This window comes from Cellulomonas sp. McL0606, assembly GCF_058248365.1.
Genome location: NZ_CM177779.1, coordinates 903,618 through 919,426 on the forward strand (window position 1 = coordinate 903,618; position 15,809 = coordinate 919,426).

The window sequence follows — 15,809 nt, forward strand, 5'->3', positions numbered from 1 at the left end:
TCCTCCCAGTTCCTCGTCCGATAGAAGCGGCCGCGTACTCGTGAGCCAGGCGGATTCGATCACGCAACGTGTCGTCGGTGAGTCCTGGGAGGTCTTTCTCCCACTGAGCGATGAGGCGGCTGCGTGACATCGCGAGTTGCCTGCCCTTCCTCGAACGTCGCTGGACCGCAACCTTCCGCTGGCTCCTGCATGGGTGTATCCGACGCGGGCGGACCGCGGCAAGCAGGAAAACGCGAGCGCCCCATTGTGCGTCCCGGGGGAAACCGCGACGTGGAGCCGCATTGCTCTCCAGGCAAGTGATGCTGCTCGGCTGCGCCCCGATGAGATGGCGCTGGCTTTATCTGCCCGGTGCAGCCTGGTGCAACCTGCGCTCGTTCGCCGCTGCTGCCTCAGGCATGTGCGGCCAGCTTGGTGGTCCACCGGTACGTGACCGCCTCGCCCGTGCGAGAACGGGTGGTCATCGTGTGCACGTCCTCGGTGCGCCCGTCGTCCTGATCGCGGCGCACGTAGTCGCACACGACTTCGTTCGACGATCTAGGAAAGCGGCTCGTCGTCGTCGACCGGGCCGAGAGGCGACCGGATTGGGTTAGCAGTCCGATGATGTGATCGAGCACCCCGCTCGTGAGCGAGGAGACTTTGGCCGTGTCCGTGAGCGACACGATCCACGACGTGCTCCCTGAGATGGTGTATCCGTTCAGGCCACGGCGATCGATCTCGGCCTCGACGCTACGCCGCTTCCCATTCGTCTCGCTGGTCACCTCGACGGCCGCGAGGTCTCCGTTGGGCATGTCGATCTCGAAGTCGTGGATTCCCTCCGGTCTGCCCGTGTCGACGCATCGCATCGGACCAATCAGCGGTGTGAGGCGAATCTGTGCCCAGGACTCGTTGTCATCAAGGTGAGGGCAGTTCACCTTCGCCTCCGCCCAGGTCCGTTCGAGCTCTGAGTCCTCGCCAGGTCTCGGGTCTTCCGTCACGGGCACATCATCGTCGTGAATTCCGGTCGACCAGGAGGTTTTCGTTCCCGAACTGTCCGTGGGCGACCCAGTGCACCCCCGTGGCGACGGTCGACGTCGCACGGTGAACCAAACTCAGGCGATCGAGGTGTCGCCGTCCGCCCGATGTCGGCCGCGATCGGGGTGTCCGCGGACGATCAAATGGCCCCCGCTGGCACTCAGTGGGCCTCTATGTGCAAGCCCTCGGCTGGATCGGGCCGCGGTCGTAGTCTGGATCGCAGGCGGGTGCGGTCTGATCGCTGAAGCGGAGAGCGGGGCCCGGAGGCTGGAAGCCCCGTCGCGGCTCTTGCCGGAAGGCAGTCAGACGCGCCTCGTTTGCGCCGGCCGCACCCGCCGTCCGTCAGGCGGCCACGGGTGTCGAGGCTGCCGCGGGACCGCCGAGCGCGGCGGCTGCGGCGTCGGCGCGCATGGCCTTGTAGACCTGGTCGGACAGCTGGCGTTTAAGGCACCGGATCGCCTCGCGGGCGGTCTTGCCCTTGGCTCGTTTGCGCGCGTAGTAAGCCCGGCCCTCAGTGTCCGCGCGCGCCTGGGTGATCGCCATGACGTAGAGCGCCCGGTTCAGCCGACGGTTCCCGCCGCGGTTGAGGCGGTGCCGCACGGTCCGCCCGGACGAGGCCGCCAGGGGTGCCGAGCCGTTGGCCGACGCGAACGCGTCCCGGGTCGGGTAACGCTCGATGTCGACGATCTCGGCCACGAACCGGGCGGCCAGGATCGGCCCGGCACCGTAGATCGCGGCAACGTGCTCAGCGTGACCGGCGATCATCTGCGCGATCTGCTTGTGGACCGCCCGGGCCTCCACCACAACTTCCAGTGCCCGCGACAAGCGACGCCGAGTGAGCACCGCGCGGACACGGTCGTCGCCGTCGAGGAGCTCCAGGACGGCGCTGACCTGCGCGGACGTCTTGAGGTGGGGATAGATGTGCTGGTATCCGGGCAGCAGCCCCGTCAGCTCGGCATGTACCTGATTGACGAGGCGGTGATGCTCGTCTACCAGGTCCTCGCGGTAGTCCAGCAACGAGCGCAAATCCGCCGCCAAACCCACGACCAGCCGCGCCGGCGGCAGTCCGGGCTCGCGGCCGGCCAACCGGGCGATCGCCAACGCGTCGACCTCGTCAGTCTTGCCCTGCCCCGGCCGGGCGGCGCGCTCACGCGAGCTCATCGACGTCGGGACTTCCCGCACATCCACACCCCGCCCCGACAGATGGGCCGCGACCGCGCGCCCGAAGTTGCCCGACCCCTCCACCCCGACCCGCACCACCCGATGCGCGCCGAGCAGCTCCAGGATCTGAGCGAACCCGACCTCGGTGTTGGCCACCTCGAGCCCGGCCAGCTGACTGCCCAGGACGTCGACCACCGCGACCGCCAGGGTGTCCTTGTGAGTATCGATTCCCGCGAACACGCGACCTCCTACCCGAACCTGACCGCATCAGGCAGCGGAGCGCATGCATCTCTCGGGACGAGTCCCAGCCCTCTATCGAGCGACACCGCCACCCGTCGAACGTCACCGGAAGGCAGCCACTGAAGAGAGCCACACCGAACCCGGCAGGCAGCAAGAAGACGAGCCATCCCGGCAACGCCGCGTACCCGGAACCACCCCGGGACACCGCGAGCATCGCAGAGATGCAAGAGGAGTCGGGACCAGTGATCCGTTCGGTCAATTGGATGGTTGGCGGTCGGCAGCGGGACCGGCGGCGACCTCAAGTCGTCTGGCGGGTACGCCGATGTGTCATGTGTGGTGGATAAGACTGAACTGATGGATCGAGCGGTGGACCGTCTGGTAAAGGCGTACGACACCGCGAACCTCCCGCCTATCCGCCCTGCCGGCGAAGTCGACGCCGTTCTCACGAAGATCGCCGAGGAGATCGCGCCCATGCGCCTCCCGGCCGAGCTCGAGCGGTTCTGGCGACGTGTGGACCCCCACTCGATCACCGTCGCGCCTTACCCGCGGCCGACTAGTCCAACGTTCGCCCTGGACATTTGGACGTCGGACCGCGACGGGTATGCCCTCAGCCCGCGCCTGCTGTTTCCGGTCGCGTACGAGAGTCACGGCCTGTTGTTCGTCGAACTGGAGGACGGGCGAGGCAGCGGCGACGTCGTCCTGGAGTGGGGGTACGGGGGCCAACCGTATTACGTGCGCTTTCCGACGCTCTCGGCCTACGTCGACCTGCTCGCGACGATGATCGAGCTTCGAGGAGTTCACTCGCCATCAGCTCGAGACCCACTCGTACGTGGAGTTCGACCCCGACCGCCGCTGGAACGATGCCCTCGCCGTCCGCCTCTCGGCCGCCCAGCCGCTACACAATTTCGGGCACGCGCGGGAACTCGACGAACGCGTCCTCAACTGGCCGCAGCACTGGTCGTCCTCAAGCGGGCTGACGCCCGAGACCCGGACCCTTCGCGGCGCAACCACGACGGTCGCCGAGCTGCTCGAGCGCGTCGCGACCACGGGTGCCGCCGCCGAGGGCACGCTTCGCGCCACGCTGAACGGCGTCGTCGGTTCGAGTGCAGGCCGCCGCGTTGCCATCGACGACGGGACCGGCGTCCTCGATGTCTGGTGTCCGTCGTCGGTGAGCCACTACTTGTCCACGAGCCGCGGGTTCGAGTTTGACGTAGTCGTGCGCCCGACGTCCGGGCCCACAGGAGACTGGAACGACGATTACCAGGACGTTCAGTCGGCCGCGCTCGCAGGCGATATCGAGGGTGCTCAGGCCGCGGGCATGGAGATCTACGCGAAGGCGTTCCTGACGCCGGCAGCGGCCGAAGCGACGGCGATCCGACCAATCGTCTGAGGCGGAACGAACGGCGAGATCGAACGCTTCCACCGCGTCCTCCGCGACGGCTGGGCCTACGCCTGCGTGAGCCCCGACAAGTGAGGCGATCGTTGCGGCGCGCCTGAAGCGGCCGGGCGCGCGTTGCGCGAAGTTGCGCACACCTGCTTCTGACAACCCGTTGCAGAACGAGCGCGCGTCCTACGCACTCTCTGGCGCACTTACTACCAGGAGTGACGGCGACGGGGGCCGGCTTCCTGAGGGCGTAAGCGGCCGAGATGAAGGCTCGAGAGGCCCTCGATGACGAGCCCGCGAACCGCGCTGCGACGTGAGTTCTGGACGTTCGGGAAGCAGCAGGGTCGCGTCTTACACACCTTCCGGCACACCTATCTCTAGGAGCTGACGCCGAACGGGCCGCTCCGTTGGGGGGTGGGCCGTCGTGATGTCGATGCACAAGCTGACCGTTGGGGAGGGCTACGCGTACCTGACCAGGCATGTTGCTGCCGGCGATGCCGACCTGTCGGCTGGTGACTCACTGACTGCGTACTACGAGAACACCGGCAATCCCGCTGGCCGGTGGGTCGGATCGGGACTCGCTGGCCTCAGTGACGGACAGTTGCCGTCCCACAGTGTGGTCAGCGAGCGGGCGCTGACACTTCTTTTTCGTGATGGCTGTGACCCGACCAGCGGCGTGCCGCTCGGTGCGCCATATCGACGGGCCCGTCCGGGCGGCGGCCGTCACGCCGTGGCTGGTTTCGATCTGACATTCACGGCACCGAAGTCGGTCTCTGTGGTGTGGGGCCTGGGTGACGCGACGACCCGAAACGTCCTCCACGACGCCCACCGGGCCGCGCTCGCCTCGGCCATTTAGTTCATGGAGCACTCCGTAGTCCGCACCCGGGTCGGAGGCTGCAGGCTGCCGCCAGGTCCGAACGCGCGGCATGGTGGCTGCCGCGTTCGACCACTGGGACTCCAGAGCCGGAGACCCGAACCTCCACACCCACGTCGTGCTCGCCAACAACGTGCAGGGTCCCGACGGTCAATGGCGCTCGGTGGATGGGCGGACCTTGCACTCCGCCGCAGTCACGGTGTCCGAGCTGTATGACGCGCTGCTCGCCGACGAGGTCACCCGACGTCTCGGCGCCACCTCGTCGCTCCGCGACAGGGGTGAGCGGCGCAACCCGGCGTTCGAGCTCGACGGCGTCGGCGAGGATCTGCTGGCGGACTTCTCGACGCGCGCCGAGCAGATCCACTGCGCTGAGCAACGCTGGACCGACGAGTTCAAGCAGGAGCGGGGACGAGACCCTTCACGCGCTGAGACGATCAAAGCGCGCCAGCACCTGACTCGTCAGACACGCCCACCCAAGGTGGTCCGTGCCTTGCGAGACCTTCTCGCGGAGTGGGCCAACCGTGCGCGGACGCTGACCGGGATCGAGCCCGTCGGCCCGGCCGCTCGCGCCTTGACGGGCACGTACGGGCGCCCCCTGCGCGCGGCCGACGTCGGACCCGAGGTTCGCGCCGCGATCGTTGCGCAGGTGATCGAGGACGTCTCGATCCGCCGATCGGTTTGGTCGACCTGGAACCTCGCCGCCGCCGCACTGCGGTCCTCACGGATGCTGCGGATGGCCTGACCCGAAAACCGGCTCGCGCTGACCAACAACCTCGTGACGGAGGCGGGCCGGGCCTGCTTACGGATCGACGACCCGGCCGATCCTGGTCGTCATCGGGTGGGAGAGGAGACGTTCACCTCCATCGAGTTGCTGCAGGCCGAGCGCACCCTCGTGGACGCGAACGAGACCGCGATGCGCGGCGTCATCCCGCGGCTCGCCGGACGCGTCGCCGACGAGCACCTGGCCGGCCTTGCCGACGACCAGCACGACGCCGCCATGGCGGTGCTGCTTTCAGCGCGGAGCCTCGACGTGATCGTGGGACCCGCCGGTTCGGGAAAGACCACGACCCTGAGTGCGCTGGCCGAGGCGTGGCGACATACCCGCGGCAACGTATCGGCTCGCGCCGTCGGCTAGCGCGGCCGCCACCCTGACCGGCGCGTTGGCAGCACGATGCGAGACCGCCGCCAAATGGATCTACGAGTCGAGCGGCGACGGCGCCGCCAACCGGGCGCTGCGCTATGACGACGCGATGGCTGTGCTGAGCAGCCCAGGCGTGCGGTACGGGGATTGGCAGACCGCGAACGACCGGCGCGGCGCCCTGATCAATGAGCAAGAGCGGTTCCGCCGTGGCGAAGCTCGACGGCGATTCGCGATCACCGGTCACGCGGTCCGCGCGCGAGCCGCACGTGAGCGCGCCTGTTGAACCTGCCCCGTACCCTGTCGACTTCGCAGGGCGCCGAGGGACGGAGAGCCGGAACTGTGTTGCATCGGTCGGCCAGGAGTGAGCCGCAGGGCGAGGGCCGCGTGCCCGACGACTGTCGGCGGATACGGTGCCAGTCGACGGAGCGAGTGTGAGGGGCGGTCACGTCTTCGTCGACGAGTCCAAGGCCAAGGACTTCCTACTCGTCGCCGCCGTGATGCTCCCGAACGGCGTCGATGCGGCACGGCGCTCGATGCGCACCCTTCAGCTGCAGGGCCAGTCCGAGCTGCACATGGTGCGCGAGTCAGACGGTCGCCGGCGCACCATCCTGGCAACGATCACACTGCTGGAGCCGCAGGTGACGATCTACCGGGCGCCGAGAGACGGGCGCACTGAGCTTCTCGCGCCGCGAGACGTGTCTGCGCACCCTCGTCGCGGACTGCGCAGCTGCGGGTCACGACCACTTGTCCCTCGACCGCGACGCCTCGATGGTGTCCCGCGACAACCAGCAGATCATCGAGGCTGCCCGCAAGGCAGGCATCGGCGGGACCTTGCGCTACCAGCACGAAACCGCTGCGTCGGAGCCGCTGCTGGCCATCCCGGACGCCGTTGCGTGGGCATGGGCCAAGGGTGGGGCCTGGCGGGCGCTCTGTGGGGGCATCACCCTGGTGGTCCGGGACGTCTGACCCCGGACAGCGCGAGACCCGAGCGCCACAACCGTCCGGAAGGGTCTCGGGTCCACTTCCCGAAGCTCAGCGCAACGGGCTGATCACAGTGTAGGTGGCGTGTGCCATGTGGCACAACCAAGAGGAGCGGGCGAAGCACGCTCGAGCCTCACGGCGCTGGAAAAACGAGCGAACAGACCGGAAGGAGTCGTCCAGACCTGTCGTCGGGCGGCCAATGCCGGTCCTAGCGACACGCCGGCGACACGGCGACATGTTCGTGCAGGTCAGACTGTGCCCGCGAAAGGACTCGAACCTTCGACCTTCTGCTCCGGAGGCAGACGCTCTATCCACTGCTACGCGGGCCGGGCATCGTCCGGGGACGATGCGGTGCACGACACTACCAGCCACCGGCGAACCGGATCAGCGCGCCTCTCCCAGAAGCGCCGACAGGTACCGCGTGGTCTCGTCGGCGGCCCGCTCGTGGTCGCCCGCGACGATCGCGTCGACCAGCCCGTCGTGCGAGTCGTGCCCGTGCGTGTCCGTGACGAAGTTGAACCGGATGTTCTCGCCGATCGCGGCCAGCAGGTTCTCGTAGAGCTCGGTCAGCACGGGGTTGGCGCCGGCGCGCACGATCGCGCGGTGCAGGGCCAGGTCGGTGGCGACCATGCCGTCCAGGTCGCCGGCCAGGTAGGCCGCGGACCTCTCGTCGCGACGCTCCAGGAGGTCCGAGGAGTCGCCGGACGTGCGCCGACGGGCCGCGAGCCGGGCGGCCTCGACCTCGAGCGCGCGCCGGACCTCGACCACGTCGCGCTGGCGGGCGTCGGCGATCTGCCGCCCCATGGTGACGGCCAGCTCGGACCGCGAGAGCACGTAGGTGCCCGACCCCTGGCGGCGTTCGAGCAGGCCCGCGTGGACGAGCGACTGGACCGCCTCGCGCACGGTGTTGCGGCCCACGCCGAGCAGGTCGGCGAGGGCGGGCTCCGGCGGGATGCGCGCCCCGACCGGCCATTCCTGCGACGCGATCCGCCCACGGAGCTCGTCGACCGCGGTGTCGATCAGTCCGGTCCGTCGTGGCATCCGGTTAGGCTCCGTGTCCAGGCATGCGGTGCAGTCAACACCGGCGGGTCGGGCTGACGCCAGACCTGCGAGGGATGATCTGCGGCCTCTCGCGTGCTAGATCAGGAGTGCCGGCTGTGATGACGTCCCTCCCCGTGAGCGGGCGCGTCGTCGCACCGTGGCGCGGTCGCCTCGTGGTCCTCTCGGCCATCGTCCTGGTGGGCCTGAACCTGCGGCTGGCCGTCGCCGCGGTCTCGCCGATCGTCGGCCAGCTGCGCGACACCTTCCCCGTCTCGACGACGCAGGTCGGCCTGCTGGGCACCATCCCGGTGGCCGCGTTCGCCCTGTTCGGCACGCTCGCCGCGCCGATCGGACGCAAGATCGGGCTCGAGCCGGCGATCATCCTGGCGATGGCGTTCGCCGTCGTCGGCCAGCTGCTGCGAGCCGTCGCGCCGACCATGCCGGTGTTCCTGGGCTGGTCCGTCCTCGCTCTCGGCGGGATGGGCATGGGCAACGTCCTGCTGCCCCCGCTGGTGAAGCGGTACTTCCCCGACCGGATCGGCGCCGTGACCGCGTCCTACTCGGTCGCGCTGACGGTCAGCACCGCGGTGCCGCCGCTCGTCGCGCTGCCCGTCGCGCAGGCCGCGGGCTGGCGCGTGTCGGTGGGGATGTGGGCGGTCGTCGGCGTCGCCGCGATCGTGCCGTGGATCGTCGTCGTGACCCGGTCCGTGGCCGCGCGCTCGCACCTGCGGGAGATCTTGCGACGAGCCCCGCGTGCCGACCGCCCGGCGCTGCTGGTCCGCTCGGGCGCCGCGGAGTCGCGGCTGGTGTGGCGGTCGCGGCTCGGGTGGGCGCTGGTCCTGACGTTCTTCGCCAACACCACCGGCACCTACGTGATGTTCGCGTGGCTACCGCAGATCCTCGCCGACGCCGGCCTGGGCACCTCCGTAGGCGGCCGCTGGCTCGCCGTGTTCGCGATCCTCGGCCTGCCCGCCGCGTTGTTCGCGCCCATCCTGACCGCCCGGATGCGCAACCCGTACCCGCTGATCGTGCTGTTCGTCGGCTGCTGGATCGTCGGGTACGTCGGTCTGTGGCAGTCGCCGACGCACGGCACGGCAGTCTGGATGATCCTGTGCGGGCTCGGGCCCGGCGCGTTCCCCGTGCAGCTCGCCCTCATCGGGCTGCGCACCAGGACCCCAGCGATCGCCGCGGCCCTGTCGAGCATGGTGCAGGGGCTCGGGTACGGGCTGGCCATCGCCGGACCCGTGGGCATCGGGCTGCTGCACCAGGCCACCGGCTCGTGGACCGCGCCGTTCGTCGTGCTCCTCAGCCTGCTGGCGCTCATCCTGGTGGCCGCGTGGTTCGCGTGCCGGCCCACGATGCTGGGCGACGAAACCCCGGCGTAAGGCGTTCCCGGGCGTCGGTACCCTTTTCCCGTGACTCCCGCTCAGCTTCTCCGAGGCCCTCCGGGCTGCCCTCGTGCACGCCGTCGACGACGGCACCTTCGCTCTCGACCCGTCCGAGATCCCGGCGACGGTGCACCTGGAGCGGCCGCGGCAGCGCGAGCACGGCGACTGGGCCACCAACGTGGCGATGCAGCTGGCCAAGAAGGCCGGCACCAGCCCGCGCGCCTTCGCCGAGGAGGCGCACGTCGCCTCACGTCCACGGACGGCGTGGCGTCGGTGGACGTCGCAGGCCCCGGCTTCCTCAACATCCGCCTGGACGCCGCCTCGGCCGGCGAGCTCGCCCGGTCGATCGTCGAGCTCGGCGCTGAATACGGCACCAACGACACCCTGGCCGGCGTCTCGCTCAACCTCGAGTTCGTCTCCGCCAACCCGACCGGCCCGCTGCACATCGGCGGGGTGCGCTGGGCCGCCGTCGGCGACAGCCTGGCGCGGGTGCTGCAGGCGTGCGGCGCGACCGTGGCCCGCGAGTACTACTTCAACGACCACGGCGCGCAGATCGACCGCTTCTCCCGGTCGCTGCTCGCCCGCGCGCTGGGCCAGCCCGCGCCCGAGGACGGCTACGGCGGGCAGTACATCAGCGAGATCGCCGAGCAGGTGGTCGCCGACGCCCTGGCCGCCGGCGAGCCCGACCCGCGCACCCTGGCGACCGACGAGGCCACCGAGGCGTTCCGCGCGCGCGGCGTCGCGCTGATGTTCGCCGAGATCAAGCACGCGCTGCACGACTTCGGCGTCGACTTCGACGTCTACTTCCACGAGGACTCGCTGCACGAGTCCGGGGCCGTCACGCACGCGATCCAGCGCCTGCGGGACCTGGGACGCATCTACGAGTCCGACGGCGCCACCTGGCTGCGCACCACCGAGTTCGGCGACGACAAGGACCGCGTCGTCATCAAGCGCGACGGCGAGGCCGCCTACATCGCGGGCGACATCGCGTACTACCTGGACAAGCGCGAGCGCGGCTTCGACCGGGTCATCATCATGCTGGGCGCCGACCACCACGGGTACGTCGGCCGCATGATGGCCGTCTGCGCCGCGTTCGGCGACGAGCCGGGCGTGAACCTGGAGCTGCTGATCGGCCAGCTGGTCAACCTGGTCAAGGACGGCGCCCCGGTCCGCATGAGCAAGCGCGCCGGGACCGTCGTGACGATCGACGACCTCGTGGACGCGGTCGGCGTGGACGCCGCCCGGTACGCCCTGGCGCGTTCGTCGGCGGACTCCAGCATCGACCTGGACCTCGACCTGCTCGCCAGCGCGAAGAACGAGAACCCGGTGTTCTACGTGCAGTACGCGCACGCGCGCTCGGCGGCCGTCGACCGGAACGCCGAGGCCACGGGGGTGCGGCGCGAGGACGGGTTCGACGCCGGCCTGCTCGACCACGAGAGCGACTCGGTGCTCCTGGGCCACCTGGCGGAGTTCCCGCGGATCGTGGCGCAGGCCGCCGACCTGCGCGCGCCGCACCGCGTCGCGCGCTACCTGGAGGACCTCGCCGCGGCCTACCACACGTGGTACGGGCAGGTCCGGGTGGCGCCCTTCGGCGACGAGGTCGTCGGCGACGTCCACCGCACCCGGCTCTGGCTGAACGACGCCACGCGCCAGACGCTCGCGAACGGTCTCGGCCTGCTCGGCGTGGGCGCGCCGGAGCGGATGTGAGCGAGCCCTGGTCCACGGGGGTCGCGCGCTCCGCCGACGGGGTCGTCACCGTCAGCGGCGTGGACGTCCGGGTGCTGGCCGAGACCTTCGGGACGCCCGCATACGTCCTCGACGAGGCCGACCTGCGCGCGCGGGCCCGCGACTACCGGCGCGCGTTCGAGACGGCGTTCGCCGAGATCGGCGCGGGCGTCGACGTCTACTACGCGGGCAAGGCGTTCCTGTCCGTCGCGGTCGCCCGGTGGGTGCACGACGAGGGCCTGCGCGTCGACACGGCCACGGGCGGCGAGCTCCGCGGTCGCGCTGCGGGCCGGCATCCCCGGCGCCCACATCGGCCTGCACGGCAACAACAAGTCGGACAGCGAGATCGCGCGAGCCCTCGACGCCGGAGTCGGCCGGCTCATCGTCGACAGCCTCGTCGAGATCGACCGGGTGGCGGACGCGGCCTCGGCTGCCCACCCCGCCCCGGTCATGGTCCGGGTGACCACCGGCGTGCACGCGGGCGGGCACGAGTACATCTCGACAGCCCACGAGGACCAGAAGTTCGGCCTCTCGATCCATGCCCCCGACGGCGACAGCCCCGCGATGCAGGGCCTCCTGCGGGTGCTCGCTCGGCCTGAGCTCAGGCTGCTGGGCATCCACTCGCACATCGGCTCGCAGATCCTCGACCCCTCCGGCTTCGAGGTCGCGGCCCGCGCGGTGCTCACCCTGCGCGCGGACCTGGCCTCCCGGACCGGCGTGCTCGTCGACGAGGTCGACCTGGGCGGCGGCTACGGCATCGCCTACCTGCCGGGGGAGGTGTCGCTCGACCCGGACCGCATCGCCAAGGACATCGCGACCTCCGTCGCGGCGAGCGCGCACGACCTGGGCACTCCGCTGCCGCGGTTCTCCATCGAGCCCGGCCGGGCGATCGTCGGGCCTGCGGGGCTGACGCTCTACACGGTCGGCACGGTCAAGCCCGTCCGCATCGACGACGGCACCATCCGGACGTATGTGTCGGTCGACGGCGGGATGAGCGACAACATCCGCCCCGCGCTCTACGGCGCGCGGTACCACGCGGAGGTCGTCGGCCGCTGCTCGTCGCAGGAGTCCATCCTCGCCCGCGTCGTCGGCAAGCACTGCGAGAGCGGCGACATCGTGGTCCACGACGTGCAGCTCCCGGGGGACGTGCGCGCGGGCGACCTCCTCGCGGTCGCGGCGACCGGAGCCTACGGACGTTCGATGGCGTCCAACTACAACCACGTCCCGCGCCCGCCGGTCGTGGCGGTCTCCGACGGCTCGTCGCGCGTGCTCGTGCGACGCGAGACCGAGGACGACCTGCTCGCGCTCGACCAGGGCTGAGCACCCCTATTCTTGGGGCACCCCACCGACTGGAGCCGTCCTGTGTCTGTGCCATTGCTCGTGCCAGCGACTCCCAGGTCGCCCCTGCGCGTCGCCGTCCTCGGCTGCGGCGTCGTCGGCACGGAAGTGGTGCGGCTGCTCACGACGCAGGCGGACGACCTGGCGGCCCGGGTCGGCACGCGTCTCGAGCTCGTGGGCATCGCGGTCCGTGACGCGACGATCCCGCGCGACGCCGTCGTCGACCCGTCGCTGCTGACCACCGACGCCGACGGGCTCGTCGAGAGGGCCGACGTCGTCGTCGAGCTCATGGGCGGCATCGAGCCGGCCCGCGCGCTGCTGCTCAAGGCGATCGCCGCGGGGGCGTCCGTGGTCACCGCGAACAAGGCGCTGCTGGCCCAGGACGGCCCGACCCTGTACGCGGCCGCCGACGAGGCGGGCGTCGACCTGTACTTCGAGGCCGCCGTCGCGGGCGCCATCCCGATCGTGCGCCCCGTCCGGGAGTCGCTGGCCGGAGACACCGTCAAGCGCGTGCTCGGCATCGTGAACGGCACCACGAACTACGTGCTCGACAAGATGGCCTCCGAGGGCCTCGACCTGGACCAGGCCGTCAAGGAGGCCCAGGCGCTGGGCTACGCCGAGGCCGACCCGACCGCCGACGTCGAGGGCTTCGACGCCGCGGCGAAGGCCGCGATCCTCGCGTCGCTGGCCTTCCACACGCGCGTCTCGCTGGACGACGTCGACCGGCAGGGGATCGCGGGCATCAGCGCGGACGACGTGCTCTGGGCCTCGCGGACCGGGTACGTGATCAAGCTGCTCGCGATCGCCGAGCGGGGATCCTCCGATGGTGCGGCGGGCGTGCAGGTGCGCGTGCACCCGGCGCTGGTCCCGTCCGGGCACCCGCTCGCCGGCGTTCGCGGCGCCTACAACGCGGTGTTCGTCGAGGCCGAGGCCGCGGGCGAGCTCATGTTCTACGGCCGCGGCGCGGGCGGTCAGCCGACGGCGTCGGCGGTACTCGGTGACGTCGTCTCGGTGGCACGGCACCGCGTGCTCGGGGGCCGCGGCCCGGTCGAGTCGCGCTACGCCGAGCTGCCCGTCCTGCCCGCGGACGCCGCCCGGACCCGCTACCAGGTGCGCCTCGACGTGGCCGACCGGCCGGGCGTGCTCGCCCAGGTGGCCGCCGTGCTGGCGGACCACGACGTGTCCATCGAGACCGTCCGGCAGTCGGCGCTGGAGAAGCTCCGAGGTCGCGCACCTCGTCATCACCACGCACGCGGCACCCGAGCACGCCCAGCGCGCCACGATCGAGGCCATCGAACGCCTCGACGTGGTCCAGCGCGTCGTCTCCGTCCTCCGAGTCGAAGGATCCTGATGGCCCACCAGTGGCGCGGCGTGATCGCCGAGTACGCCGACCGTCTGCCCGCGCACGTCCAGACGCACGTCGTCAGCCTCGGTGAGGGCGGCACGCCGCTCGTCTTCTCCCCGACGCTGTCGCAGGCCACGGGCGCCGAGGTGCACATCAAGGTCGAGGGCATGAACCCGACCGGCTCGTTCAAGGACCGCGGCATGACGACGGCGATGTCGGCCGCGGCCGCCCGGGGTGCCAAGGCCGTCGTCTGCGCGTCGACCGGCAACACGAGCGCCTCGGCGGCGGCCTACGCCACCCGCGCGGGCATGGTCTGCGCGGTGCTGGTGCCGGACGGCAAGATCGCGATGGGCAAGCTCAGCCAGGCCGTCGCCCACGGCGCCACCCTCTTGCAGGTGGACGGCAACTTCGACGACTGCCTGGTGGCCGCCCGCAAGCTCGCCGAGGCGTACCCCGTCGAGCTGGTCAACTCGGTGAACCCGGACCGCATCGAGGGCCAGAAGACGGCGGCGTTCGAGATCGTCGACGCCCTGGGCGACGCCCCCGACATTCACGTACTCCCGGTGGGCAACGCGGGCAACATCACGGCCTACTGGAAGGGCTACCGCGAGTACGCAGGGCTTGAGGGACGGGAGCCGGCCGTAACAGCTCGCACCCCGATCATGTGGGGCTTCCAGGCCGACGGCGCCGCCCCGATCGTCCGCGGCTACCCGATCGACGAGCCCGAGACGATCGCGACCGCGATCCGGATCGGCAACCCGGCGTCCTGGCACCAGGCGGTGGAGGCGCGCGACGTGTCCGGCGGCCTCATCGAGTCCGTCACCGACGAGCAGATCCTCGCCGCGCACCGCGTCCTCTCGGCCGAGGTCGGCATCTTCGTCGAGCCGGCGTCCGCGTCGGGCGTCGCCGGCCTGCTCGCCCTGTCCGCCGCGGGCCGCGTCCCGGCCGGTGCGCAGATCGTCATCACGGTCACCGGGCACGGCCTGAAGGACCCGCAGTGGGCGCTGCGCACGCCCGACGGCGGCGAGGTCGTCCCGGTGCGGGTGACGTCGGACGTGGTGTCCATCGCCGCCGCCCTGAGTCTGGACTAGAGCGGTGCGGCTGGGGGCGGACCACGTCCGCGTCCGCGTCCCCGCGACGAGCGCCAACCTCGGGCCGGGCTTCGACGCCATCGGTCTCGCCCTGGACCTCGTCGACGACCTCGAGGTGCACGCCCTGGGCTCGCCCGGCGTCCGCGTCGAGGTCACGGGGGAGGGCGCGGGACAGGTTCCCGACGACGAGCAGCATCTGGTCGTCAGCTCGCTGCGCGCGGCGCTCGACCAGGTCGGCGCACCGCAGACCGGCCTGCACCTCGTCTGCCACAACCGGATCCCGCACGGCCGGGGACTGGGCTCGTCTGCGGCGGCCGTCGTCGCGGGGATCATCGCCGCACGCGGGCTGATCGCCGAGCCCGAGGCGCTCGCCGACGACGTCGTGATCGACCTCGCGGCGAGCATCGAGGGCCACCCCGACAACGCCGCTCCCGCGGTGCTCGGCGGTGCGACGCTGGCCTGGAAGGACGCCTCGGGCTTCCGTGCGATCGGCCTGTCGGTCGACCCGTCCATCGCGCCGATCGCGATCGTCCCGCCCACGCACCTGTCCACCAAGGCCGCCCGTGGCGTGCTGCCGGCGACCGTCCCGCACGCCGACGGTGCGTTCCAGGCCGGTCGTGCGGCGCTCCTGGTCGAGGCGCTGGGCCGTCGGCCGGACCTGCTGCTCACCGCGACCGAGGACCGCCTCCACCAGGAGTACCGCCGCTCCGTCATGCGCGACTCGCTGGCCCTGGTGGACGCCCTGCGCTCGCGTGGCGTCGCTGCGGTCGTGTCGGGCGCGGGCCCGACGGTGCTGGTGCTCGCACGGGCCTTCGGCGGCGGCGCGAGCACCGATGCGGATGAGGCGATCGCGGCGGTCTTCGGTGGCGCGATGGGCGGCTGGCGGGTCCTCCCGCTGGCGGTCGACCGCTCCGGCGCGACCGTCGAGTCGGCTCCCCGTCCAGCAGGTGAACCCACCGGGTGAAGTACGCCCGTGCGGGTCACCCGTCCGGGTGCAGAAGCCGACAGTGGTAGCATCGATGCGTTCCCCGGACCTCGTCCTCAGGTCACCCGCGTCGTTATTGACCGGGTGCCGACGAAGAGTCGACG

The 15,809-nt window shown here is 70.9% G+C and carries 12 protein-coding genes, 1 tRNA gene and 3 pseudogenes; 12 read left to right on the top strand and 4 right to left on the bottom strand.

Annotation, left to right across the window (positions count from 1 at the left end; genetic code table 11):
• Positions 1 to 389: 389 nt before the first annotated feature.
• Both AC38ZX_RS04620 and AC38ZX_RS04625 read right to left on the bottom strand, forming a co-directional pair.
• Positions 390 to 974 carry a hypothetical protein gene (locus AC38ZX_RS04620; RefSeq protein WP_491296504.1) on the bottom strand — a complete coding sequence of 195 codons (585 nt, stop codon included), beginning with the start codon at positions 972 to 974 and terminating at the stop codon, positions 390 to 392.
• 379 nt (positions 975 to 1,353) lie between these two features.
• Entirely contained in the window at positions 1,354 to 2,412 is a 1,059-nt protein-coding gene (locus tag AC38ZX_RS04625) for an IS110 family RNA-guided transposase (RefSeq protein ID WP_426594690.1), read from the bottom strand.
• A gap of 829 nt (positions 2,413 to 3,241) precedes the next feature.
• On the opposite strand from AC38ZX_RS04625, the gene AC38ZX_RS04630 reads away from it, so the two are divergent.
• The 6 genes from AC38ZX_RS04630 (at position 3,242) to AC38ZX_RS04655 (ending at position 6,777) form a co-directional block, all read left to right on the top strand.
• The gene (locus tag AC38ZX_RS04630; RefSeq protein ID WP_491296505.1) at positions 3,242 to 3,802 is read left to right on the top strand and encodes a hypothetical protein; all 561 of its coding nucleotides are present in this window, start codon (positions 3,242 to 3,244) and stop codon (positions 3,800 to 3,802) included.
• 427 nt (positions 3,803 to 4,229) lie between these two features.
• Positions 4,230 to 4,652 (top strand): relaxase domain-containing protein, encoded by a 423-nt coding sequence (locus AC38ZX_RS04635; RefSeq protein WP_491296506.1) that lies wholly within the window; start codon positions 4,230 to 4,232, stop codon positions 4,650 to 4,652.
• 70 nt (positions 4,653 to 4,722) lie between these two features.
• Positions 4,723 to 5,412: a MobF family relaxase gene (gene mobF / locus AC38ZX_RS04640; protein ID WP_491296507.1), complete on the top strand. Its 690-nt coding sequence runs from the start codon at positions 4,723 to 4,725 to the stop codon at positions 5,410 to 5,412.
• Between the two features lie 33 nt (positions 5,413 to 5,445).
• Positions 5,446 to 5,805 carry an AAA family ATPase gene (locus AC38ZX_RS04645; RefSeq protein ID WP_426594692.1) on the top strand — a complete coding sequence of 120 codons (360 nt, stop codon included), beginning with the start codon at positions 5,446 to 5,448 and terminating at the stop codon, positions 5,803 to 5,805.
• A gap of 25 nt (positions 5,806 to 5,830) precedes the next feature.
• On the top strand, positions 5,831 to 6,094 hold the full coding sequence (locus tag AC38ZX_RS04650; protein ID WP_426594693.1) for a hypothetical protein: 264 nt from the start codon (positions 5,831 to 5,833) through the stop codon (positions 6,092 to 6,094).
• A gap of 461 nt (positions 6,095 to 6,555) precedes the next feature.
• Positions 6,556 to 6,777: a hypothetical protein gene (locus tag AC38ZX_RS04655; protein ID WP_491296508.1), complete on the top strand. Its 222-nt coding sequence runs from the start codon at positions 6,556 to 6,558 to the stop codon at positions 6,775 to 6,777.
• A gap of 271 nt (positions 6,778 to 7,048) precedes the next feature.
• Here AC38ZX_RS04655 and AC38ZX_RS04660 read toward each other — a convergent pair.
• Positions 7,049 to 7,119 (bottom strand) — tRNA-Arg (locus tag AC38ZX_RS04660).
• A 57-nt stretch (positions 7,120 to 7,176) separates the two neighbouring features.
• Positions 7,177 to 7,833: a FadR/GntR family transcriptional regulator gene (locus tag AC38ZX_RS04665; protein WP_426594695.1), complete on the bottom strand. Its 657-nt coding sequence runs from the start codon at positions 7,831 to 7,833 to the stop codon at positions 7,177 to 7,179.
• A gap of 134 nt (positions 7,834 to 7,967) precedes the next feature.
• Here AC38ZX_RS04665 and AC38ZX_RS04670 point away from each other — a divergent pair, with 134 nt between their 5' ends.
• The 6 genes and pseudogenes from AC38ZX_RS04670 (at position 7,968) to thrB (ending at position 15,684) form a co-directional block, all read left to right on the top strand.
• Positions 7,968 to 9,218 (top strand): MFS transporter, encoded by a 1,251-nt coding sequence (locus AC38ZX_RS04670; protein WP_491296509.1) that lies wholly within the window; start codon positions 7,968 to 7,970, stop codon positions 9,216 to 9,218.
• A 73-nt stretch (positions 9,219 to 9,291) separates the two neighbouring features.
• Positions 9,292 to 10,928: pseudogene (gene argS / locus AC38ZX_RS04675) on the top strand (arginine--tRNA ligase).
• Positions 10,925 to 12,266 (top strand): annotated as a pseudogene (gene lysA / locus AC38ZX_RS04680) (diaminopimelate decarboxylase). Before argS ends, lysA begins: the two co-directional pseudogenes overlap by 4 nt.
• A 60-nt stretch (positions 12,267 to 12,326) precedes the next feature.
• Positions 12,327 to 13,635 (top strand): annotated as a pseudogene (locus AC38ZX_RS04685) (homoserine dehydrogenase).
• On the top strand, positions 13,635 to 14,720 hold the full coding sequence (thrC, locus tag AC38ZX_RS04690) for a threonine synthase (protein ID WP_491296510.1): 1,086 nt from the start codon (positions 13,635 to 13,637) through the stop codon (positions 14,718 to 14,720). Before AC38ZX_RS04685 ends, thrC begins: the two are co-directional and overlap by 1 nt.
• 4 nt (positions 14,721 to 14,724) lie before the next feature.
• On the top strand, positions 14,725 to 15,684 hold the full coding sequence (gene thrB / locus AC38ZX_RS04695) for a homoserine kinase (protein WP_491296511.1): 960 nt from the start codon (positions 14,725 to 14,727) through the stop codon (positions 15,682 to 15,684).
• Positions 15,685 to 15,809 lie beyond the last annotated feature (125 nt).